This is a genomic window from Enterobacter cloacae complex sp. HYC042_NIDB (genome assembly GCF_056673315.1).
The window spans coordinates 3426545-3449337 of the sequence record NZ_CP109650.1 but is presented as its reverse complement, the minus strand read 5'-3'; the positions used below and the strand labels follow the sequence as shown (position 1 = coordinate 3449337).

Annotated in this window: 14 protein-coding genes and 1 pseudogene; 11 read left to right on the top strand and 4 right to left on the bottom strand. The window is 55.7% G+C overall.

The genetic code is table 11. The features are described from left to right. Positions 1-77: 77 nt before the first annotated feature. Both gyrA and rcsC read left to right on the top strand, forming a co-directional pair. Positions 78-2714: a DNA topoisomerase (ATP-hydrolyzing) subunit A gene (gene gyrA, locus OKF39_RS16480; RefSeq protein WP_028013903.1), complete on the top strand. Its 2637-nt coding sequence runs from the start codon at positions 78-80 to the stop codon at positions 2712-2714. 134 nt (positions 2715-2848) lie between these two features. After that, positions 2849-5695 carry a two-component system sensor histidine kinase RcsC gene (rcsC, locus tag OKF39_RS16475; RefSeq protein ID WP_126326794.1) on the top strand — a complete coding sequence of 949 codons (2847 nt, stop codon included), beginning with the start codon at positions 2849-2851 and terminating at the stop codon, positions 5693-5695. Positions 5696-5807: 112 nt separating this feature from the next. On the opposite strand, the gene rcsB is transcribed toward rcsC, so the two are convergent. Further along, the gene (gene rcsB / locus OKF39_RS16470; RefSeq protein WP_006176468.1) at positions 5808-6458 is read right to left on the bottom strand and encodes a response regulator transcription factor RcsB; all 651 of its coding nucleotides are present in this window, start codon (positions 6456-6458) and stop codon (positions 5808-5810) included. Between the two features lie 16 nt (positions 6459-6474). Further along, positions 6475-9147 carry a phosphotransferase RcsD gene (gene rcsD, locus OKF39_RS16465; protein ID WP_028013900.1) on the bottom strand — a complete coding sequence of 891 codons (2673 nt, stop codon included), beginning with the start codon at positions 9145-9147 and terminating at the stop codon, positions 6475-6477. A 743-nt stretch (positions 9148-9890) separates the two neighbouring features. Here rcsD and OKF39_RS16460 point away from each other — a divergent pair. The 7 genes and pseudogenes from OKF39_RS16460 to mgtE all read left to right on the top strand — a co-directional run bounded on the left by OKF39_RS16460 (position 9891) and on the right by mgtE (position 18544). Further along, positions 9891-11002 (top strand): annotated as a pseudogene (locus OKF39_RS16460) (porin OmpC). Positions 11003-11116: 114 nt separating this feature from the next. Next, positions 11117-12172, top strand: coding sequence for an FAD:protein FMN transferase ApbE (gene apbE, locus OKF39_RS16455; protein ID WP_045629880.1), 1056 nt, complete (start codon positions 11117-11119; stop codon positions 12170-12172). Positions 12173-12244: 72 nt separating this feature from the next. Beyond that, positions 12245-13303 carry a bifunctional DNA-binding transcriptional regulator/O6-methylguanine-DNA methyltransferase Ada gene (gene ada, locus OKF39_RS16450; protein WP_479983815.1) on the top strand — a complete coding sequence of 353 codons (1059 nt, stop codon included), beginning with the start codon at positions 12245-12247 and terminating at the stop codon, positions 13301-13303. After that, a complete protein-coding gene (gene alkB / locus OKF39_RS16445) occupies positions 13303-13959 on the top strand; it encodes a DNA oxidative demethylase AlkB (protein WP_047363054.1) in 657 nt (218 codons plus the stop codon). The genes ada and alkB overlap by 1 nt, the downstream gene beginning before the upstream one ends. Before the next feature lie 69 nt (positions 13960-14028). Continuing rightward, positions 14029-15672 (top strand): multidrug ABC transporter permease/ATP-binding protein, encoded by a 1644-nt coding sequence (locus tag OKF39_RS16440; protein ID WP_059357096.1) that lies wholly within the window; start codon positions 14029-14031, stop codon positions 15670-15672. Positions 15673-15781: 109 nt separating this feature from the next. Beyond that, the gene (locus OKF39_RS16435; RefSeq protein ID WP_232929599.1) at positions 15782-16957 is read left to right on the top strand and encodes an IS4 family transposase; all 1176 of its coding nucleotides are present in this window, start codon (positions 15782-15784) and stop codon (positions 16955-16957) included. A 150-nt stretch (positions 16958-17107) separates the two neighbouring features. Then, positions 17108-18544, top strand: a complete 1437-nt coding sequence (gene mgtE, locus OKF39_RS16430; RefSeq protein WP_028013894.1) for a magnesium transporter — start codon at positions 17108-17110, stop codon at positions 18542-18544. Here the strand turns inward: mgtE and OKF39_RS16425 are convergent. Then, positions 18507-19796 (bottom strand): SulP family inorganic anion transporter, encoded by a 1290-nt coding sequence (locus tag OKF39_RS16425; RefSeq protein ID WP_045259768.1) that lies wholly within the window; start codon positions 19794-19796, stop codon positions 18507-18509. The genes mgtE and OKF39_RS16425 overlap by 38 nt on opposite strands. Before the next feature lie 188 nt (positions 19797-19984). Here OKF39_RS16425 and mqo point away from each other — a divergent pair, with 188 nt between their 5' ends. Beyond that, positions 19985-21634, top strand: coding sequence for a malate dehydrogenase (quinone) (gene mqo, locus OKF39_RS16420; protein WP_028013892.1), 1650 nt, complete (start codon positions 19985-19987; stop codon positions 21632-21634). 80 nt (positions 21635-21714) lie between these two features. Here mqo and eco read toward each other — a convergent pair whose 3' ends face one another. Continuing rightward, positions 21715-22218, bottom strand: coding sequence for a serine protease inhibitor ecotin (eco, locus tag OKF39_RS16415; RefSeq protein WP_028013891.1), 504 nt, complete (start codon positions 22216-22218; stop codon positions 21715-21717). A gap of 209 nt (positions 22219-22427) precedes the next feature. Between eco and OKF39_RS16410 the strand changes: the two genes are divergently transcribed. Next, the gene (locus tag OKF39_RS16410; RefSeq protein WP_008500962.1) at positions 22428-22688 is read left to right on the top strand and encodes a DUF2534 family protein; all 261 of its coding nucleotides are present in this window, start codon (positions 22428-22430) and stop codon (positions 22686-22688) included. The last annotated feature ends 105 nt before the right edge of the window (positions 22689-22793 follow it).

Here is a 22793-nt window from a genome sequence, read left to right as displayed (position 1 = left end):
GGTTTACCTGTATCACCGCGGCTGTGTTATAATTTGCGACCTTTGAATCCGGGATACAGTAGAGGGATAGCGGTTAGATGAGCGACCTTGCGAGAGAAATTACACCGGTTAACATCGAGGAAGAGCTGAAAAGCTCCTATCTGGACTATGCGATGTCGGTCATTGTTGGCCGTGCGCTGCCGGACGTCCGCGATGGCCTGAAGCCGGTACACCGTCGCGTACTATACGCCATGAACGTATTGGGCAATGACTGGAATAAAGCCTACAAAAAATCTGCCCGTGTCGTTGGTGACGTAATCGGTAAATACCATCCCCATGGTGATTCCGCGGTGTACGACACCATTGTCCGTATGGCGCAGCCATTCTCGCTGCGTTACATGCTGGTAGATGGTCAGGGTAACTTTGGTTCTATCGACGGCGACTCCGCCGCGGCAATGCGTTATACGGAAATCCGTCTGGCGAAGATTGCCCATGAGCTGATGGCCGACCTGGAAAAAGAGACGGTTGATTTCGTTGATAACTACGACGGCACGGAAAAAATTCCTGACGTCATGCCAACGAAGATCCCTAACCTGCTGGTGAACGGCTCGTCCGGTATCGCCGTGGGTATGGCGACCAACATTCCGCCGCACAACATCACAGAAGTGATCAACGGCTGCCTGGCCTATATCGACGATGAAGACATCAGCATTGAAGGGCTGATGGAACACATCCCGGGCCCGGACTTCCCGACGGCGGCGATCATCAACGGTCGTCGCGGCATTGAAGAAGCGTACCGCACCGGTCGTGGCAAGATTTACATCCGTGCCCGCGCCGAAGTGGAAGCGGACGCCAAAACCGGCCGTGAAACTATCATTGTTCACGAGATACCGTATCAGGTGAACAAAGCGCGTCTGATTGAAAAAATCGCCGAGCTGGTAAAAGAGAAACGCGTTGAAGGCATCAGCGCGCTGCGTGACGAGTCTGACAAAGACGGTATGCGCATCGTGATTGAAATCAAGCGCGACGCGGTGGGTGAGGTTGTGCTGAACAACCTGTACTCCCAGACTCAGCTTCAGGTCTCCTTCGGTATCAACATGGTTGCGCTGCACCATGGTCAGCCGAAGATCATGAACCTGAAAGAGATCCTGAGCGCGTTCGTGCGTCACCGCCGCGAAGTGGTGACCCGTCGTACCATCTTCGAACTGCGCAAAGCGCGCGATCGCGCTCATATCCTTGAAGCACTGGCGGTTGCGCTGGCGAACATCGACCCGATCATCGAGCTGATCCGCCGTGCGCCGACGCCGGCAGAAGCGAAAGCGTCGCTGGTTGCGCGTCCGTGGGATCTGGGCAACGTGGCGGCGATGCTGGAACGTGCGGGCGACGACGCCGCGCGTCCTGAGTGGCTCGAGCCTGAATTCGGCGTGCGTGACGGTCAGTACTACCTGACTGAACAGCAGGCCCAGGCGATTCTGGATCTGCGCCTGCAGAAGCTGACCGGCCTTGAGCATGAAAAACTGCTCGACGAGTACAAAGAGCTGCTGGAGCAAATTGCTGAGCTGCTGCACATCCTGGGTAGCGCCGAGCGCCTGATGGAAGTGATCCGCGAAGAGCTGGAACTGGTCCGCGATCAGTTCGGCGACGAGCGCCGCACCGAAATCACCGCGAACAGCTCTGATATCAACATTGAAGATCTGATCAACCGCGAAGACGTGGTAGTGACCCTGTCTCACCAGGGCTACGTGAAGTATCAGCCTCTGACCGACTACGAAGCACAGCGTCGTGGCGGTAAAGGTAAATCTGCGGCACGTATTAAAGAAGAAGACTTCATTGACCGTCTGCTGGTGGCTAACACCCACGATACGATCCTCTGCTTCTCCAGCCGTGGCCGTCTGTACTGGATGAAGGTCTATCAGCTGCCGGAAGCGAGCCGCGGTGCGCGCGGTCGTCCAATCGTCAACCTGCTGCCGCTGGAAGCGAACGAACGTATCACCGCCATCCTGCCGGTACGCGAGTACGAAGAGGGCGTGAACGTCTTTATGGCGACCGCCAGCGGTACCGTGAAGAAAACCGCGCTGACCGAGTTCAGCCGTCCGCGTTCTGCCGGTATTATTGCGGTAAACCTGAACGAAGGCGACGAGCTGATCGGTGTGGATCTGACCTCTGGTTCTGATGAAGTGATGCTGTTCTCTGCGGCCGGTAAAGTGGTGCGCTTCAAAGAGAACGCCGTGCGCGCAATGGGTCGTACGGCGACCGGCGTGCGCGGTATCAAGCTGGCGGGTGAAGACTCCGTTGTTTCCCTGATCGTTCCACGTGGCGAAGGCGCAATCCTGACCGTCACCCAGAACGGCTACGGTAAACGTACGGCGGAAAGCGAATACCCGACCAAGTCACGCGGCACGCAGGGCGTTATCTCCATCAAGGTCACCGAGCGCAACGGTTCCGTTGTGGGCGCGGTGCAGGTGGACGATGCCGACCAGATCATGATGATCACCGATGCCGGTACGCTGGTGCGTACGCGCGTATCCGAGATCAGCGTGGTGGGCCGTAACACCCAGGGCGTTATCCTCATCCGTACGGCGGAAGATGAAAACGTGGTCGGTCTGCAGCGCGTTGCTGAGCCGGTGGACGACGAAGAGCTCGATTCCATCGACGGCAGCGTCGCGGAAGGTGATGATGAAATCGCACCGGAAGCAGAGAGCGACGACGACGCAGCGGATGACGCTGACGAGTAATCTCTTCTGACGCATAAAGGGCCGGATTCCGGCCCTTTTCTTTTGCAGATGCAGATACGTGAACGTTGCGACAAGCCGCGTTTACCGCTACCTTAACCACATTCTTTTGACCCCGATGGCGGAGCCTCGCCCCTTTGAAATACCTCGTCTCCTTTCGTACCACGCTGAAAGTTTCTCGCTATCTGTTCCGGGCGCTGGCGCTCCTGCTTTGGCTGCTGGTGGCCTTGCTGTCGGTGTTTTACATCGTCAATGCGTTGAACCAGAAAGAAGCGGAGATCCGCCAGGAGTTTAATTTAAGCTCCGATCAGGCCCAGCGCTACATTCAGCGAACGTCTGACGTGATGAAGGAGCTGAAGTATATTGCCGAAAATCGGCTGACGGCAGAAAACGGTATCCTTGCCCTGCGCGGGCGCAATGACAAAACCGAAGTGCCGGACTTCCAGCCGCTGTTCCCGGACTCGGATTGCTCCACCATGAGCAGCACCTGGCGCGGGTCGCTGGAATCCCTCGCCTGGTTTATGCGCTACTGGCGCGACAACTTCTCCGCCGCTTACGATCTCAACCGCGTATTCCTGATTGGCAGCGAGAATCTCTGCATGGCTGACTTTGGCCTGCGCGATGTGCCCGTCGAGCGCGATGATGCGCTGAAAAGCCTGCACGAGCGTATTGTGAAATATCGCAATGCGCCGCAGGACGAGCGCGGGAACAACATTTTCTGGATTAGCCAGGGGCCGCGCATGGGCGTAGGCTATTTCTACGCGCTGACGCCGGTCTACCTGGGCAATCGTCTGCAGGCGCTGCTGGGGATTGAACAGACCATCCGCATGGAAAACTTCTTCACGCCGGGCAGCCTGCCGATGGGCGTGACCATTCTGGATGAAAACGGGCATCAGCTGATCTCACTCGCCGGGCCGGATAAAAGTTTGAACGTCGATCCGCACTGGATGCAGGAACGCTCATGGTTTGGCTACACCTCCGGCTTCCGCGAGCTGGTGCTGAAAAAAAGCCTGCCGCCATCGTCGCTGAGCATTGTTTACTCGCTGCCGGTGGATATGGTCCTTGAGCGGATACGCATTCTTATTATGAATGCGATCCTGCTGAACCTGCTGGTGGGCGGGGCGCTGTTTACGCTGGCGCGGATGTATGAGCGAAGAATCTTTATTCCCGCCGAAAGTGACGCCCAGCGTCTGGAGGAGCACGAGCAGTTCAACCGCAAGATTGTCGCTTCGGCTCCGGTGGGGATCTGCATTCTTCGTACCCAGGACGGGACCAACATCCTGAGTAACGAGCTGGCGCACAACTACCTGAACATGCTGACGCACGAGGACCGGCAAAGGCTGACGCAAATCATCTGCGGCCAACAGGTGAACTTTGTCGACGTGCTCACCAGCACCCACACTAACCTGCAGATCAGCTTTGTTCATTCCCGCTATCGCAATGAAAACGTAGCGATTTGCGTGCTGGTGGATGTCTCCGCGCGCGTGAAGATGGAAGAGTCGCTGCAGGAGATGGCGCAGGCCGCGGAGCAGGCCAGCCAGTCGAAATCCATGTTCCTGGCTACCGTCAGTCACGAGCTGCGTACGCCGCTGTACGGGATTATCGGTAACCTCGATCTGCTGCAGACGAAGGAATTGCCGAAAGGCGTCGACCGGCTGGTAACGGCGATGAACAACTCCTCCAGCCTGCTGCTGAAGATCATCAGCGATATTCTCGACTTCTCTAAAATTGAGTCTGAACAGCTGAAAATCGAGCCGCGCGAGTTTTCGCCGCGTGAGGTCATGAACCACATCAGCGCCAACTATCTGCCGCTGGTGGTGCGTAAACAGCTGGGGCTCTACTGCTTCATTGAACCGGACGTGCCGCTGACGCTGCACGGCGACCCGATGCGCCTGCAGCAGGTCATCTCTAACCTGCTCAGCAATGCCATCAAATTCACCGATATCGGCTGCATTGTGCTACACGTCTGCCGGGCGGGAGATTACCTCAGCATCCGCGTGCGCGACACGGGGGTGGGCATACCGGCCAAAGAGGTGGTGCGTCTGTTCGATCCGTTCTTCCAGGTCGGCACCGGCGTGCAGCGTAACTTCCAGGGCACCGGTCTGGGGCTGGCGATTTGCGAGAAGCTCGTCAGCATGATGGACGGTGACATTTCCGTGGATACCGAGCCCGGCATGGGCAGCCAGTTCACCATCCGCATTCCGCTCTATTCGGCGCAGTATCCGACAAAAGCCACGGTTGACGGGCTGAACGATAAGCGCTGCTGGCTGGCGGTCAATAATGCCTCGCTGAATGACTATCTGACGGCGTTGCTCGCCCATAGCGGCGTGAGGGTCTGCCGCTATGAAGGCCAGACGCCGGACGTGGACGATGTGCTCATCGCCGACGAGATGCCGGAACAGCCGTGGCAGGGGAGAGGAACGGTGCTCTTCTGCCGTCGCCACATTGGCATACCGGTTGAACGTGCGCCGGGGGAATGGGTGCACAGCGTCGCAACGCCGCATGAGCTGTTGAGCCTGCTGGCCCGTATCTATAAAGTCGAGCTGGAAGAGAACGACGGTGCAGTCGCGCTGCCGTCACCGGAAGGTCTGGCGTCAGTGAATGACGATATGATGATTCTGGTGGTGGATGACCATCCGATTAACCGCCGCCTGCTGGCTGACCAGCTTGGATCGCTGGGCTACCAGTGCAAAACCGCCAATGACGGCGTGGATGCGCTGAATGTGCTGAGTAAAAATCATATTGATATCGTGCTGAGCGACGTCAACATGCCTAACATGGACGGCTACCGGCTGACGCAGCGCATCCGACAGCTTGGCCTGACGCTGCCTGTCGTGGGCGTAACGGCGAACGCGCTGGCGGAAGAGAAACAGCGCTGTCTGGAGTCGGGCATGGACAGCTGCCTGTCGAAACCGGTGACGCTGGACGTGCTCAAACAAACGCTGTCTGTTTATGCGGATCGCGTGAGAAAAACCAGAATATAAAAAAGGCCCGTAAGGGCCTTTTTAATTTGCCCGGCGGTGCTGCGCTTGCGAGTGCCTACGGGTTCTGTAGGCCGGGTAAGCGTGAGCGCCATCCGGCATTTACAGTGGGGGATCAATCCTTATCCGATGCGCTCAGCGTAACGGAGGAGAGATAGTTCAACAGGGCAATATCGTTGTCCACGCCCAGCTTCATCATTGCTGATTTTTTCTGGCTGCTAATGGTTTTAATGCTGCGGTTCAGCTTCTTGGCAATCTCGGTCACCAGGAAACCTTCGGCGAACAGGCGCAGAACTTCGCTCTCTTTCGGCGACAGGCGTTTGTCACCGTAGCCACCCGCGCTGATTTTTTCCAGCAGACGAGAGACGCTCTCAGGCGTGAACTTCTTGCCTTTCTGCAGCGCAGCCAGCGCTTTTGGCAGATCGGTCGGGGCGCCTTGCTTCAGCACAATTCCTTCGATATCCAGATCCAGCACGGCGCTCAGGATCGCCGGGTTGTTGTTCATGGTCAGAACAATAATCGAGATGTCAGGGAAGTGACGTTTAATATATTTGATGAGCGTGATCCCATCACCGTATTTGTCTCCAGGCATAGAGAGATCGGTAATGAGCACGTGCGCATCAAGCTTTGGGAGGTTATTGATCAGTGCTGTAGAGTCTTCAAATTCACCGACTACATTCACCCACTCGATCTGTTCAAGTGATTTGCGAATACCGAACAGTACAATCGGATGGTCATCGGCAATAATTACGTTCATATTGTTCATGTATAAGGCTACCTTGCTACAGCAAGCTTTTGACGTAGGCGTCAATGTCGCTGATGTATTTTTCAATGCCAGAGGCATCTTTCTCACGAATTAGATGTTCCAGCGTTTCACATAACTGCTTGCCGGGAACCAGATTAAGCATGGCAAACACCCCTTTAAGCCGGTGTGCTGTCTGTGCCAGCGCTGCAAAATCATTCGCAGCGGACTCAGTATACAACCGCTTCACATCATCTGGTACTGTATCAACAAAGAGGGAATAGTATCCGCTGGCGTGAAGCTCGGCATTTTCATTACCGCCTAACGGGGATTCCGTTATCTCTTCCTGCGCCAGCTGCTCTTCTATTAGTTGTAGTACAGCTTCCTGCATCGCATTGCTTATATTAAAGTTGACGCGCAGCTGGCCAGGGCCGATTTTCCGCACGCGTGACTCATCATCGCTTAAAAGCAAGCCCGAGGCAGTAAGATTAGACGGATTATCAGTTAAAAACAGATCAAATTCTTGACTTGCCAGCCTTTCATCCGGCGTGATGCAGGCCGCGCCCCAGTTTTCGAGCTGACGAACCACAATATTGCGGATCTCGTTTGAGGTCACATCCACCATCACCACAACGTCATCCAGCAGGCGTTCTTCATCTTCTTCCTGCGGATTGGCGGCCATTTTCACGTGGAGAGAGTAACGGGTGCCGAGCGATTCACGGGCCTTGATATTCAGATGGCCGCCGAGCTTACGCGCCAGCTGATCGCACAGCCAGAAGGTCAGGGCGTTAGCCTTGCCGTAATGATCGCTTTGCGTGTCATTCAGGAACGGGAAGTGCAGATTATCAATTTCACTCGCCGTCACGCCTTCCCCGGTGTCCAGAATGCGGAACGTCAGGCGATCTTCCGCCGACTCGTCGGTGCTCACTTCAAGGGTGATCTTGCCGATCTGCGTGGTGGTCACGGCGTACTGAATAATCATCAGCAGAATACGACGCAGCGCCTCGCGGTCGCCGTGACGTTCGTCATTGGCGGGTAAATGGTTATTGATTAGCAGCTGCAGCCCTTTGCGCTTAATTACGGGCAGGACTTCGGGAACCACTTCATCGATCAGATCCTGAATGGAGAAGAGAGAAGGGGTGCCTTTCCAGAAATCATTCTCCAGCATGTTTGCCAGTTGGATCTCATCCACCATGCGGACCAGCGAGTCGGCCTGGCAGGCGAGCTGGTGGCTTTCAGACGTGTTTAACGCTGCCGCCTGGGTCGCCAGCGTTTTTAACGGCTGCTTGAAGGCATCGCCAATATTCTGCATGAATGCCGCGCGCCCCTGCTGGTTCTTCTCATACAGCCTTTGCGCCTGCTTGAGCTTTTTATTCACCAGCACTTCGCGATCCTGATCGCGAATGATGAAGATTTGCGTACGCGGTGCCACCTGGCTGCGGAACTGACGGATCTCGTACAGTTCATTGTTAATCGTGGCCTGAATAACCCCCTGGTGCTGATCCGCCATAGTGGTGATGTTCTGCAGGTTAAGGTGCGGCAGCAGATGGTCAGCAATTTTATTGCTCATCACCGTGCGATTCGATTCCTGATCGTGAACTAACACCCCTAGCGGCAGCACGGAGACAATCTCTTCATTGAGCGCGCGCAATACGCGCAGCTCGTTGGTGTTGCCCGCGGAGACCGCAGACGCGTCGCTCTGGCGTCCCGGCTGGAAGCGGAAGGTGCTGTAGCCAAACAGGGCCAGCGCCAGCAGACCAATATTCAGCAGCAGCGGCAGCAGAATATTTTGCAGGGTATCAAGCAGCAGCGTGCCAAACGGTACCTGCCACACCAGACGCATGCCGGTTGAGTTCAGCGACGAGGCAATTTCAATTTTCGAGCCGTTAAAGGAAATGGTGACGCTCTCTGCGGCCTCTTTATCGGACGCCGCACGCATGTTCTGGGTGCTGCTGTCCGGCTCCAGACGGAAGCTGTCGAGCGGCATATCCGGCGGGATCAAATCATTAATGGGTAAATCGAAGGCCACGACCGTCGCCAGATGACCCGGCTGGTTAAAGGTGGTACGCAGTGTAAAATAGTGACCATTCTGCCAGGCCAATCGGCGCAGCGATGAGAAGCTCTCACGTTCATCAAGGGCGTTGGCCTGCTGCAGCATTTCTGCCCGGCGGGAGTCGACAATGCTGCCGACCGTCGTCTCTTTAAATCCGGAAGAGAGATCTTTCAACGGCAGCGTCGAGATCAGGATCATGCTGTTGTCCTGACCGTTCAGATAGTACATTGACCACGGCACCGTTTCGGCGCCCCAGAGGGTATCCAGGTAGGTCGAAATACGCTGCGTCATCTCAAGGGTCGCGCTGTCGTGAGAGCCAAAGATAAGCGCTTCAGTCTTACGCTGCGGTTTTTCGAGATAGTAGACATCCTGCTTCAGCCGCGTTTCCTGAAGCCCATCTCCGGATGAGCTGGCAGGTGCTGCCGCAATGTTGTCGTAAATCTGCCAGGTGGCGTAGCGCCAGGTATCAATGCGCTTGTGTACGGCGTGGGTAATATCCACCACCTGATAGCTCTTATCCTTCAGCCAGGCGTTAACCGCGCTCTGCACCATCACGCCCATTGTGACTAACAGCACCACGATCAAAAGAAGAAAGAAACGGGTGATGCTCCCGGGCAGAAGGGAGAATTTACTTTGGGCGGTAGTTTCAGTCTGACTCATTGATATCTTTAACCCGTGATGGTCGTGCTCTGTGGCGATAGGGCAGTATAAAGGGTAATAACTGAATTTCCAGCGCCACTGTCCTTGAACAAGCGACTTTTTCGATGACCCGTGCGAGAGAGGAAATACGCCTTAAATGTGTACAAGTACATAATGCATGTACAAATAAAAAATGCATTTCGTCAGAAAATAGCACGAATTAACAAGAAATTAAGTTTTGAGCGAATTTTCCCGCTATGCACAGGGGCGAGCGTGAATTTAGTTAATAGTCGTTACAATTACGCGGCGGTAGCACAAAAAAGGAAAAGTTACGTAAAGAAGGGTAAAAAAAAACCGAATGCGACGCATCCGGTTGAATTAGGGATAAACAGACATTCAAAGCTGAATGACGGTAATAAATAAAGTTAATGATGATAGCGAGAGTTATTTTAGAGACTGGAGTCGATCTTGTTTTGTCATTCAGTGCGGTAACGTTTTTTATTTTAACTCTTTGATATGTATTGGGTAATTTATCGTTTTGATTATAAGTGCTAAATTTCTAAGCTTTTTGTGCTTTGTAAAAGTTCCTTTTCATTTACATCTTGAAACATGTTGATGGATAAATGAAACATCTTCAAAGTTTTCGTATCATATTCGCATTGGATTATTCTGTAATTTTGCGGAGAATGAATTTGCCGACTGGTTAATGAGGGTTAACCAGTAAGCAGTGGCAATTATAAGGCATATAACAGAGGGTTAATAAAATGAAAGTTAAAGTACTGTCCCTCCTGGTACCAGCACTGCTGGTAGCAGGCGCAGCAAATGCGGCCGAAATTATAACAAAGATGGCAACAAATTAGATCTGTACGGCAAAGTTGATGGTCTGCACTATTTCTCTGACGACAAGAGTGCTGACGGCGACCAGACCTACATGCGTCTTGGCTTCAAAGGCGAAACTCAGGTTAACGATCAGCTGACCGGTTACGGCCAGTGGGAATACCAGATCCAGGGCAACACGACTGAAAGCGACAACCAGTCCTGGACGCGTGTGGCGTTTGCTGGTCTGAAATTCGCTGAAGCGGGCTCTTTCGATTACGGTCGTAACTACGGCGTGATCTACGACGTAACTTCCTGGACTGACGTTCTGCCAGAATTTGGCGGCGATACCTACGGCTCAGACAACTTCCTGCAGTCTCGTGCTAACGGCGTGGCGACCTATCGTAACCAGGACTTCTTTGGTCTGGTGGATGGCCTGAACTTTGCGCTGCAGTATCAGGGTAAAAACGGTAGCGTAAGCGGCGAAAACGTCGGTGGACGCAGCCTGCTGAAACAGAACGGCGACGGCTACGGTGCATCCGTAACCTATAACCTGGGCGAAGGCTTCAGTGTGGGTGGTGCGATGTCCTCCTCCAAACGTACCGCTGACCAGAACGCACCGGGCGTTTACGGTAACGGCGATCACGCAGAAGTCTATTCTGGCGGCCTGAAATATGATGCCAACAACATCTACCTGGCTGCGCAGTACTCTCAGACCTACAACGCAACCCGCTTCGGTACCTCTAACGGCAGCAGCCCGACTACCGCTTACGGTTTTGCTAACAAAGCGCAGAACTTCGAAGTGGTTGCTCAGTACCAGTTCGACTTCGGCCTGCGTCCATCCGTGGCTTACCTGCAGTCCAAAGGTAAAGACATCGAAGGTTACGGCGATCAGGATCTGCTGAAATATGTTGATGTGGGTGCGACATACTACTTCAACAAAAACATGTCCACCTACGTGGACTACAAAATCAACCTGGTTGATGAAAATGAGTTCACCCGTCAGGCCGGTATCGGCACTGATGATATCGTCGCGCTGGGTCTGGTTTACCAGTTCTAATCGCGTCATCGTGTGACTAAGGGGCCTGAAGGCCCCTTTTTTGTGCTTTTTTTTGGCCTCACAACGCAACCGTTTTGGTGTACTCTTGCCGCCCTGGCATGAGGATAATAATGAATGGACATGACTTTTTTACGCGCCAGCTTTCTGGCTATGCTTTTTTTCCTGACCGCGTGTGACGATTCCGCGCCCGTGGCGAAAACCGATGCACCCGCCGCGACGGTGCTCGAAGGCAAAACGATGGGCACCTTCTGGCGCGTCAGCGTGATGGGCCTGGATAAAACGCGCGCTGATGAACTTCGCGGTAAAATCCAGTCTCAGCTGGACGCCGACGACCAGTTGCTCTCAACCTATAAAAATGACTCGGCGCTGATGCGCTTCAATCTTTCCACCAGTACCTCCCTGTGGCCGGTGAGCGAAGCGATGGCCGATATCGTCACCGAATCAATGCGCGTGGGATATAAAACCAACGGCGCGATGGATGTCACCGTCGGGCCTCTGGTCAATCTCTGGGGGTTTGGCCCGAACAAACAGCCGGATACCACACCCGATCAGGCGGCTATTGATGATGCCCGCGCCCGGACAGGGCTAAAGCATCTGACGGTGATCAACCAGTACGGCCAGCAGTATCTGCAGAAAGATATCCCCGATCTGTTTGTCGATCTGTCGACGGTAGGTGAAGGTTACGCGGCGGATCACCTTGCCGCGCTGATGACGCAGGAAGGGATATCGCGCTACCTGGTCTCCGTGGGCGGCGCGTTAGTCAGCCGGGGCATGAACGCCAGCGGTAAACCGTGGCGCGTGGCGATTCAAAAACCGACCGATCGGCAAAACGCCGTACAGGCCATTGTGGATATTAACGGGCACGGCATCAGCACTTCCGGGAGCTACCGTAACTATTACGAGCTCGACGGGAAGCGTATTTCGCACGTGATCGATCCGCTGACCGGACGTCCCATCACGCATAACCTGGTCTCGGTGACCGTGATTGCGCCGACTGCGCTGGAAGCCGACGCCTGGGATACCGGATTAATGGTTCTCGGCCCGGAAAAAGCCAAAGAGGTGGTTCGTCAGGAAGGACTGGCGGTTTATATGATCACTAAAGAGGGCGACGGGTTCAAAACCTGGAGCTCGCCGCAGTTCAACAGCTTCCTGGTGAGCGACAAAAATTAAAAAGCAAGGTTGCGGGTTTTTTATCAGTGGCACTCGGGCACGCTAAAGGTATGCTTGTAAGAGGAGCTGATGATGAAAAATCCAACCTATATGAATGATGAGGATCGCTGGCAGGCCGTTCTGGCTCGCGATCTGCGCGCTGACGATCGGTTTGTCTTTGCCGTGCAGACGACGGGGATTTTCTGCCGCCCGTCATGCCGCGCCCGTCACGCGCTGCGTAAAAACGTCTGCTTTTATCCCGATGTCCAGCATGCCGTTCAGGCAGGGTTTCGCCCGTGCAAGCGCTGCATGCCGGACAAACGCGATCCGAATCAGCAAAAGCTGGCGAAAGTGGAGCACGCCTGTCGCCTTCTGGAGCAGGATCCCGCGCTGACGCTTGAAGGCCTGGCGCAGCAGGTCGCCATGAGTCCTTTCCATTTCCACCGGCTGTTTAAGTCCGTCACCGGGATGACGCCAAAAGCCTGGCAGCAGGCGGCGCGGGGGCAGCGTCTGCGCGCGGCGCTTGCGCAGGGAAACAAAATTACCGATGCCGTGCTGGCGGCAGGGTTTCCCGACAGCAGCAGCTATTACCGCAAAGCCAACGATGCGCTGGGCATGACGGCGAAGCAGTACCGCAAAGGCGAGGTGGCAGTGCGTTACGCCATCGGCGACTGTTCGCTGGGACGCTGCCTGGTTGCGGAAAGCGAGCGGGGGATTTGCGCGATACTGCTGGGCGACAACGATACCAAACTGGCAGAAGAATTTGCGACGCTGTTTCCAAACGCGGAGCATGCCCCGCAGGAAGATGCCTTTGCCCAGCGTATCAGCCAGGTCATTGCCAGTATTGATAACCACACGGTACCGCTGGCGCTGCCGCTGGATATACGCGGCACCGCGTTCCAGCAGCGGGTCTGGCAGGCCCTTCGTGACATCCCCTGCGGGAAAACGGCCAGCTATCAGCAGGTGGCGAAGGCGATTGGCCAGCCCAACGCGGTGCGTGCCGTCGCGGGTGCCTGTGCGGCAAACAGGCTGGCGATTGTGATCCCCTGTCACCGCGTGGTCCGCACCGACGGCGCGCTGTCGGGCTATCGCTGGGGGGCGGCGCGAAAAGCGCTATTACTGAAACGTGAGGCGAAACGCCGGGAGGGATAATGCTCGATCTTTTTGCGGATGCTGAACCGTGGCAGGAGCCGCTTGCGCCCGGGGCAGTGATCCTGCGCCGCTTTGCACTCTCCCGTGCGGCGGCATTGCTTGCCGGTATTGAAGAGGTCACGGCGGTTTCACCGTTTCGCCATATGGTGACGCCGGGCGGCTACACCATGTCGGTGGCCATGGCCAACTGCGGCGAACTGGGGTGGGCGACGAACGAACGTGGGTATGTGTATGCCCCGAACGATCCCACGACCGGCCGGCCGTGGCCTCCCATGCCTGCGGTGTTTCAGGCGCTTTGTCACGAGGCTGCCGTTGCAGCAGATTACCCTGACTTCCGGCCGGATGCCTGCCTGATTAACCGCTACGCCATCGGCGCGAAGCTCTCCCTGCATCAGGACAAGGATGAACCCGATCTGCGCGCGCCCATCGTCTCGGTATCGTTGGGTCTGCCCGCCGTCTTCCAGTTTGGCGGATTGCGCCGCAACGATCCGCTCAGGCGCATTATGCTGGAGCACGGCGACGTGGTGGTGTGGGGCAGGGAGTCACGGCTGTACTATCACGGCATTCAGCCCCTGAAGCCCGGGGTTCATCCCCTCACTGGCGAGTACCGCTATAATCTGACTTTCCGTCAGGCGGGATTGAGCAAACAAAAATAAGAATTATTCTTGATGTCCGCGCCGGGCAGTTTACACTGCTGGCTGATTTTTATTGTCCGGATTGCCTGCATGCAACTACTTCTTCTTGTCTGGCGTCAGTACCGCTGGCCCTTCATTGCCGTAATGGCCTTAAGCCTTGCCAGCGCGGCGCTGGGTATTGGCCTGATCGCGTTTATCAATGTGCGGCTGATCGAAATGGTCGATACCTCACTCTCGGTTCTGCCGGAGTTTCTCGGCCTGCTGCTGCTGTTGATGGCGGTTACGCTCGGCTCTCAGCTGGCGCTGACCGCGCTCGGCCACCATTTCGTTTTCCGCCTGCGCAGCGAGTTCATCAAGCGGATCCTCGACACGCAGGTTGAGCGCGTGGAGCAGCTCGGCAGCGCCTCCCTGCTGGCGGGGCTGACCAGCGACGTGCGCGCGATTACCATCGCGTTTGTCCGCCTGCCGGAGCTGGTGCAGGGGATCATCCTGACCTTTGGCTCGGCGGCCTATCTCGCCTGGCTTTCGACCAAAATGCTGGCGGTGACCGCGGTGTGGATTGCCATCACCATCTGGGGCGGTTTCGTGCTGGTGTCGCGCGTCTATAAACACATGGCGGTCCTGCGCGAAACGGAAGATAAGCTCTATAACGATTACCAGACGGTGCTGGAAGGGCGCAAAGAGCTCACCCTGAACCGCGAGCGCGCCGAGTACATCTTTAACCATCTCTATATTCCGGACGCGCGCGAATACCGGCACCACATCATTCGCGCCGATACCTTCCACCTGAGCGCGGTGAACTGGTCCAACATTATGATGCTGGGCGCCATTGGCCTGGTATTCTGGATGGCGAACAGCCTGGGCTGGGCGGATACCAACGTGGCGGCGACCTACTCGCTGACCCTGCTGTTCCTGCGTACGCCGCTGCTCTCGGCCGTCGGCGCATTGCCCACCTTGCTGAGCGCGCAGGTGGCGTTTAACAAGCTTAAGAAGTTCGATCTGGCGCCATTTAAGGCTGAATTCCCGCGCCCGCAGGCCTTCCCGAACTGGCAGACCCTGGAGTTGCGCGACGTGACGTTCCGCTATCAGGACAACGCCTTCTCCGTGGGACCGGTCAATCTGACGATTCACCGCGGCGAATTGCTGTTCCTCATCGGCGGCAACGGTAGCGGAAAATCCACGCTGGCGATGTTGCTCACCGGACTTTACCAGCCGCAGTCGGGCGAGATCCTGCTGGACGGTAAGGCGCTGAGCGCGGAGAAACCCGAGGATTACCGCAAGCTTTTCTCAGCGGTATTCACCGATGTCTGGCTGTTTGACCAACTGCTGGGGCCGGAAGGTCAGCAGGCCAATCCGGCGCTGGTTGAGAAATGGCTTGCGCAGCTGCAGATGTCGCACAAGCTGGAGCTCCAGGACGGCAAAATCCTGAACCTCAAGCTCTCTAAGGGGCAGAAGAAGCGCGTGGCGCTGCTGCTGGCGCTGGCGGAAGAGCGTGACATCATCCTGCTGGATGAATGGGCGGCGGATCAGGATCCGCACTTCCGTCGCGAGTTTTATCAGGTGCTGCTGCCGCTGATGCAGGAGATGGGCAAGACCATTTTCGCCATCAGCCACGACGATCATTACTTCATTCACGCCGACCGTCTGTTGGAGATGCGCGACGGCAGGCTGAGCGAGCTGACCGGCGACGAGCGCGATGCGGCGTCGCGTGACGCGGTGGCGCGCACGGCCTGATGCCCTCACTCTAACCCTCTCCCACGGGGCTGAGGGTTCCCCAGAAAAATGAAAAGCACGATGAAGTGTGATCTACTGGTTGCGCTAACAAATCAGAAGAGACCTCATCGTGCCTTTACAGACAGTCTGCCAGAAATTTTTCTCCGCGTCTTTATCTGACATTCACAGCTTCCGGGTTAATGTCCTTGTTTCCATGGCCGTCGCGCTCACCCACGGCGCATCCCTGACCCTGACCAGCCTGGGGCGAACCCTTCCCGGCAGGGCGCACGTCAAAAATAAAATTAAACGTGTTGACCGTGCCCTGGGTAATGCCGCCCTTCACCGTGATATTCCCCGCATTCAGCACCTGCTCACACATACCATCACCTCCCTGATGCCCTTCTGCGTTATCGCTGTCGACTGGACCGGCTGGCATGACAGGAACTGGCATCTTCTGCGGGCAAGCCTGGTCTGTAATGGTCGTTCACTTCCGCTTATGAGTGAGGTTGTCCCCGCAGAGCTGGCGCAGAACAGTGATGTCCAGTGCCGCTTCCTTGACCGCCTGCATGCTGCCATCCCGAAAGATAAAGCCATTACCATCCTTACGGATGCCGGCTTTCGGACAGACTGGTTCCGGCATGTAAGTCAGCTGGGCTGGAGCTTCACTGGCAGAGTCAGGGGCTGTATCAGCTTCCGGCTGGACGGAGATAAAAAGTGGATGAAAATCAGCGAGCTTGAGGCTACCGGGCAACCGGTCTGCGTGGGTTACGGTGTCCTGTCCCGTAAACACCGTATCCCCTGTTACGGCCGGTTTTATCTGCACAAACGCCCGGAGGCAGGGCGTCGCGGAAAGGGAGGCATGCCAAAAACACAGCGGGAACACCGCAGCAGTGCGCGGGAGCCCTGGCTGCTGTTCAGTAATGCAGAAGGGCTGGAACCGCACCAGATAATGGCCCTGTACAGCCGACGAATGCAGATAGAACAAAACTTCCGGGACGACAAAAGCCCACGCTTCGGGTTCGGTCTGAGGCTGAGCCGGAGCCAGGGAAAAGGGCGACTGGAAGTGCTGAATATGGTCGCGGCGATGGCAAGTCTGGTGATGTGGCTGGCAGGTTACAGGGCAGAAAGGCAGTGTTTACACTGGCATTATCAGGCAAGCAGTATCAGGCACAGGCGGGTGCTGTCTTACCTGAGTCTGGCAGAAGAAGTGCTCCGGCATGAACCTGGAAAAGTGAGGCGGCTGAATATAGGTAACGAGATGAAAAAGCTGGGAAAAGAGTACAGTAATATGGTCATGGAGGCATGACCATATTACTGGGGATCCCTCAGCCCACGGGGAGAGGGGATAATCGTGGCCTTAATGCCGCTTTTTTCTCCATCCCGCCTCGCTGTTTATTCTTATTTACATATCCTCGCGCTATGCTTAGTCTCAACTCATTTAATGGATTTATGATTGATGTCGGTATTAAAGAAAAACAGCGCCAGGCAGCGTGACCAGGAACGTGCGCGACTCATCTGGCTTCTCACGACCGATAAAGCGGTCACGTCTACGCTATTAGGCAAACTGACCCTGGCTGAGCAATATGATGTCGGCACCTTAGCCGACGATATTGCTGAGGTAGGTGCGCTGGTTGCTCATTTACCGCCGCCGGATCTGGCGGATACCCTGGAAGCGCTTCCTTCGGAAGAGCGTCACGCCCTATGGCGCCTGGTACAGGATCACGAGCGCGGCCAGGTTCTGCTTGAAGCCTCCGAAAACGTCTGGGATGACCTGATCGACGAGATGAGCGATCGGGATATCCTCGACGCCCTGCAAACCCTGGATATCGACGAGCAGATTTACCTTGTACAGCATCTGCCGCGTAACCTGACCGGCCGCCTGCTGGCCTCTCTGCCTGCCGATGAACGCGCGCGCGTGCGCCAGGTGATGCACTACGAGAAAAACAGCGTCGGCGCGATCATGGAGTTCGGCGTTATCACGGTACGTCCGGACGTCACGCTCGGTACCGTGCAGCGCTACCTGCGCCGCCTGGGCAAAATGCCGGACAACACCGATAAGCTGTTTGTCACTTCGCGGGATAAAACCCTGCTTGGCGAGCTGGAGCTGAAAACCATCCTGCTCAACAGCGCCCAGCAGCGGGTGAGCGAGGTGATGGAAAACGAGCCGATGGTCTTCTCCCCGGAAGACGATGCGGAAAAAGCGGCGCGTACCTTTGAACGTGATGACCTTGTGAGTGCGGCGGTCGTAGACTCCGTTGGCAAGCTGATGGGCCGTCTGACCATCGATGAAATCGTTGACGTGGTTTATGAAGAGACCGATAACGACCTGCGCGCGCTAGGCGGGATCAGCGCCGAAGATGACGTCCACGCCTCCGTCGGTAAGGCGGTGAAAACCCGCTGGGCCTGGCTGGCTATTAACCTGTGTACCGCCTTCATCGCCTCCCGTGTGATTGACGGCTTTGAACACACCATCTCGCAGCTGGTGGCGCTGGCCTCGCTGATGCCGATTGTGGCCGGAATTGGCGGCAACACCGGAAACCAGACCATCACCATGATCGTCCGCGCGCTGGCGCTGGAAAATATTCAGCCCGGTAACTTCGCCTTTCTGATCTTCAGGGAAATGGGCGTGGCGCTGATTAACGGCCTGGTATGGGGGGGCATTATGGGCGGCATCACGTGGTGGCTGTATGACGATATGGCCTTAGGCGGCGTGATGATGCTGGCGATGGTGCTGAATTTGCTGGTGGCATCGATGATGGGGGTCATTATCCCGCTGACGATGACCAAACTGGGGCGCGACCCCGCGGTGGGGTCGAGCGTGATGATCACCGCCATCACCGATACCGGCGGTTTCTTTATTTTTCTTGGGCTGGCAACGATTTTTCTGCTTTAACCCGACGCTTAATGCGGGCGGGGATCAGTGCCATGACGATAATCCCGCCCAGCACGCCAACCGCCAGATTGCCGGTTGATACCGTGGCGGCGACCGTCACCAGCATCACCACCGTTTCGGCAACCGGGGCATTTTTTATCGTGGCGGGCTGAAGGCTGTGCCAGCTGAAGGTTTTGACGGCAACAATCGCCATAATCCCCGCCAGCACCGCCATAGGGATTTTGGCCATCACTTCGCTGAGCGCCGTTACCAGGAGCAGCAGCACGATGCCCGCCGCAATGGTTGAAATGCGGCTTCGTCCTTTCCCCATCTCCACGTTAACGATGGTTTGTCCGATCATCGCGCAGCCCGCAATGCCACCGTAGAGCCCGGCCATGATATTCCCCACGCCCAGTCCGATGCTCTCGCGACGCTTGCTGGAGGGCGTAACCGTCAGTTCATCCACCAGTTTTGCCGTCAGCAGGGACTCCAGCAGACCGACGAAGGCAATACTCAACGCGCACGGCCAGATAATGTTCAGCGTCTGTAAATTAAGCGGCACCAGCAGCTCAGTAAATCCAGGCAGACCGCCAGTCATTGAGCCTTCATCACCGACAGTCGGCAGGATCTGACCGGTGGTGACGGTGAAAAGGGTTAACAGCACAATCGCAATCAGCGGGGAAGGGACGCTTTTAATATAGCGCGGCACCCACAGCACAATCAGCAGCGTCAGCACGAACAGGCCCACAATCAGCGGGCTTCGGCTCCAGAAATGCGGCACCTGAGCGAAGAAAATCAAAATGCCAAGGGCGTTAACAAATCCGGTCATCACCGACTGGGGAATAAAGCGCATCAGCCTTGCCATGCCCAGCACGCCAAACAGAATCTGGATCACGCCAGCCATCAGCACGGCGGGAAGAATGTATTGCACCCCGTGCTGATGCACCATCGGGCCAATCACCAGCGCTACGGAACCGGCCGCAGCCGTGACCATCGCCGGACGACCGCCCAGCACGGAGAGAGCAAGACACAGCACCACGGAGGCGATCAGGCTGACCTTCGGGTCAACGCCCGCCACCACGGAAAATGAGATCACTTCGGGGATCAGCGCCAGAGCGGTAATCACGCCCGCCAGCGTTTCACGCGCCAGTTGTTTAGGGGAGTGCAGCACGCTGGCTACACTGTCTTCAGGGGATACGGCAGAATGAGGTAAGGACATAACAGTTCGCTGGTTAGGGCAGGCTTCCGTGCGCGCGATCACAAAGTGCAGCATAGTAGCCATAAATTCCTCCTTATACCAGTTGCGCGCCGCAATCCCCTACAAACAATCCATCATTAAATTTCACAATTACAATAATTTCGTAACCTTTAAACAATATTTAAAAGTTGTTACCGTGCCCACGCAGCTTTTTTCACCTGCAATTTCCACGCATCAAGCACTTTTACACTAAGGCATAAATTATGAAAAAAATGACTGCCATGCTCTTTTCTCTGGCCGTCGGGCTCAACGCCGTCTCAATGGCAGCGAAAGCAGACGCACCAAAAGAGCAGGAAACGGACGTCCTTTTAATTGGTGGCGGCATCATGAGCGCCACGCTGGGAACCTATCTGCAAGAACTGCAGCCGGACTGGTCCATGACCATGGTCGAGCGCCTCGATGGCGTGGCGCAGGAGAGTTCGAACGGCTGGAATAACGCTGGTACGGGCCATTCGGCACTCATGGAACTGAACTATACGCCGCAGAAAAAGGACGGTTCCATTAGTATCGAGAAGGCGGTAGAGATCAATGAAGCGTTCCAGATCTCGCGTCAGTTCTGGTCTCACCAGGTCAACAGCGGCGTGATGCACGACCCGCACTCCTTCATCAATACCGTGCCGCACATGAGCTTTGTGTGGGGCGAGCAAAACGTGAATTTCCTGCGCGCGCGCTACGCTGCGCTGCAGCAGAGCACCCTGTTCCGCGGGATGAAATACTCCGAAGACCACGCGCAGATTAAAGAGTGGGCGCCGCTGGTCATGGAAGGCCGTGACCCGAACCAGAAAGTGGCGGCGACCCGTACCGAAATTGGCACCGACGTGAACTACGGCGAAATTACCCGTCAGCTGGTGGCGTCCCTGAAGAAGAAAGATAACTTCAATTTGCAGCTCAGCACCGAAGTGCGCGGCTTTAAGCGCAATGCGGACAACAGCTGGAGCGTGACGGTTGCCGATCTGAAAAACAATGAAGCCGAGCACGTCATTAAGGCTAAATTTGTCTTCATCGGTGCGGGCGGCGCGGCGCTGAAGCTGCTGCAGGAATCCGGTATTCCTGAAGCTGACGACTACGCGGGCTTCCCGGTCGGCGGCCAGTTCCTGGTGTCCGAGAACCCGGAAGTGGTGAACCGTCACCTGGCAAAAGTGTACGGTCAGGCTTCCGTCGGTGCGCCACCGATGTCCGTCCCGCATATCGATACCCGTATGCTTGACGGTAAACGCGTGGTGCTGTTCGGACCGTTCGCGACCTTCTCAACCAAGTTCCTGAAAAACGGCTCCCTCTGGGATCTGCTGAGCGCGACCACCACCTCTAACGTCAAACCGATGATGGACGTGGGCCTGGATAATTTCGACCTGGTGAAATACCTGATTAGCCAGGTGATGCTTTCTGATGAAGAACGCTTCGAGGCGCTGAAAGAGTACTATCCGCAGGCGAAGAAAGAAGACTGGCGTCTGTGGCAGGCGGGTCAGCGCGTGCAGATCATCAAGCGCGATCCGAAAGAGGGCGGCGTGCTGCGTCTGGGTACCGAAGTGGTGAGCGATAAGGATGGCACGATTGCCGCGCTGCTGGGTGCGTCACCGGGTGCATCTACCGCTGCGCCAATTATGCTGCACCTGATGGAAAAAGTGTTTAAAGACAAAGTTGCCAGCCCGGAATGGCAGGCGAAGCTGAAAACCATTATTCCATCCTACGGCACGAAGCTGAACGGTAACGTGGATGCGACGGAACAAGAGCTGGAGTACACCAGCCGCGTGCTGCAGCTGCAGTACGTGAAGCCGCAGGCTGCGGATGCTGCGCCGAAGGCGGAGCTGAAGCCTCAGCCGGAAAACAAGCCGGTTGCGGATATCGCGCTGTAAGGTAAAAGCAAAACGGTAACATCTGTTACCGTTTTTAGTTTAGCAGGTCGGGTAAGGCGAAGCCGCCACCCGACTTGTTTTTAACGTACTACCGCTTGTCCGACCGTCTCTTCTGCCTTCCAAACGCGATATTTTACTTCCACGTTTTCAGGCGTATATACCACGATCGGCAACTTGCTGTTGTAGCGCAGCAGGCTGTTGTCGCCCAGATAGGCCGTCACAAATTTCTTCTCTTTCTTGCCGTCCGGGCAGGCCATCATGGTAGAGACCGGAGAGGTCACTTTATCAAAGACGTAATAGTCATAACCCCAGCCTTCCAGGGTTTTGCTTTCCAGCTGGCCGCCCAGACGATGCTGATTGCAGTCCACTTCCAGCGTCTTGCCAATTAACAGTTCGACTTTGTAATTCGCTTCGTCCTGCTGAACCGGCAGTTGAATCACCTGACGCTTCATGCCTTTTTCCGCTTGCGGATAGGGTGCAACTTTTTCCAGCGGCTGCGCTTTTTGGGCGTCGCTGGCGAAAGCGCTGGTGCTGACGCACGCGGCGGCGAGAAGCGCGATGGCAAATTTAGGTGCGTTTTTCATTGTCATTCCTTTATGTCAAAACGGTCCTGAACAGACTAACATAACGAGTATGAATGATTGGTGTGATTTACTTACATTTTCATTATATGCAGCGTAATAAACTTAATATTAACCGTTTTGGCAGGTGTTTGTACTGGTGTGGAGTGTGACGGGCGTTCGTGTTATTTTAGTCCATCGATAATGTTATTCATCTGTGAAAGGGAAGAGAGATGGTTCGTGCAAAACTGAAAACACCTGAAGGCCGCAAGTTCCTCCTGGCGCTACTCGTCGTGTTTATGATTGCTGCCGCGTGCGTCGGGCGGGCCACCATTGTTGGCGTCATTGAACAGTACAACATTCCTCTCTCCGCCTGGACTACCAGCATGTATGTGCTGCAGTCGGCGATGATCTTCGTTTACAGCCTTGTCTTCACCGTTCTGCTGGCCATTCCGCTGGGCATTTTCTTCCTGGGCGGACGTGAAAAACACTGAGCATTCACCTGCTATAAGAAGCCAGCCTGCGGGCTGGCTTTTTTATATGTGATGATATTTATTCGCATTTCCAGGGTATTCTGTGTCGAACAAGGTCGTTCGACA

Excerpts from the sequence above, each read along its gene's own strand:
- mgtE (WP_028013894.1), top strand. The coding sequence starts at position 17,108 with ATGTCGGTATTAAAGAAAAACAGCGCCAGGCAGCGTGACCAGGAACGT.
- ada (WP_479983815.1), top strand. The coding sequence starts at position 12,245 with ATGAAAAATCCAACCTATATGAATGATGAGGATCGCTGGCAGGCCGTT.
- rcsB (WP_006176468.1), bottom strand. The coding sequence starts at position 6,458 with ATGAACAATATGAACGTAATTATTGCCGATGACCATCCGATTGTACTG.
- OKF39_RS16410 (WP_008500962.1), top strand. The coding sequence starts at position 22,428 with ATGGTTCGTGCAAAACTGAAAACACCTGAAGGCCGCAAGTTCCTCCTG.
- mqo (WP_028013892.1), top strand. The coding sequence starts at position 19,985 with ATGAAAAAAATGACTGCCATGCTCTTTTCTCTGGCCGTCGGGCTCAAC.
- apbE (WP_045629880.1), top strand. The coding sequence starts at position 11,117 with ATGGACATGACTTTTTTACGCGCCAGCTTTCTGGCTATGCTTTTTTTC.
- eco (WP_028013891.1), bottom strand. The coding sequence starts at position 22,218 with ATGAAAAACGCACCTAAATTTGCCATCGCGCTTCTCGCCGCCGCGTGC.
- OKF39_RS16440 (WP_059357096.1), top strand. The coding sequence starts at position 14,029 with ATGCAACTACTTCTTCTTGTCTGGCGTCAGTACCGCTGGCCCTTCATT.
- alkB (WP_047363054.1), top strand. The coding sequence starts at position 13,303 with ATGCTCGATCTTTTTGCGGATGCTGAACCGTGGCAGGAGCCGCTTGCG.
- OKF39_RS16425 (WP_045259768.1), bottom strand. The coding sequence starts at position 19,796 with ATGCTGCACTTTGTGATCGCGCGCACGGAAGCCTGCCCTAACCAGCGA.
- gyrA (WP_028013903.1), top strand. The coding sequence starts at position 78 with ATGAGCGACCTTGCGAGAGAAATTACACCGGTTAACATCGAGGAAGAG.
- rcsD (WP_028013900.1), bottom strand. The coding sequence starts at position 9,147 with ATGAGTCAGACTGAAACTACCGCCCAAAGTAAATTCTCCCTTCTGCCC.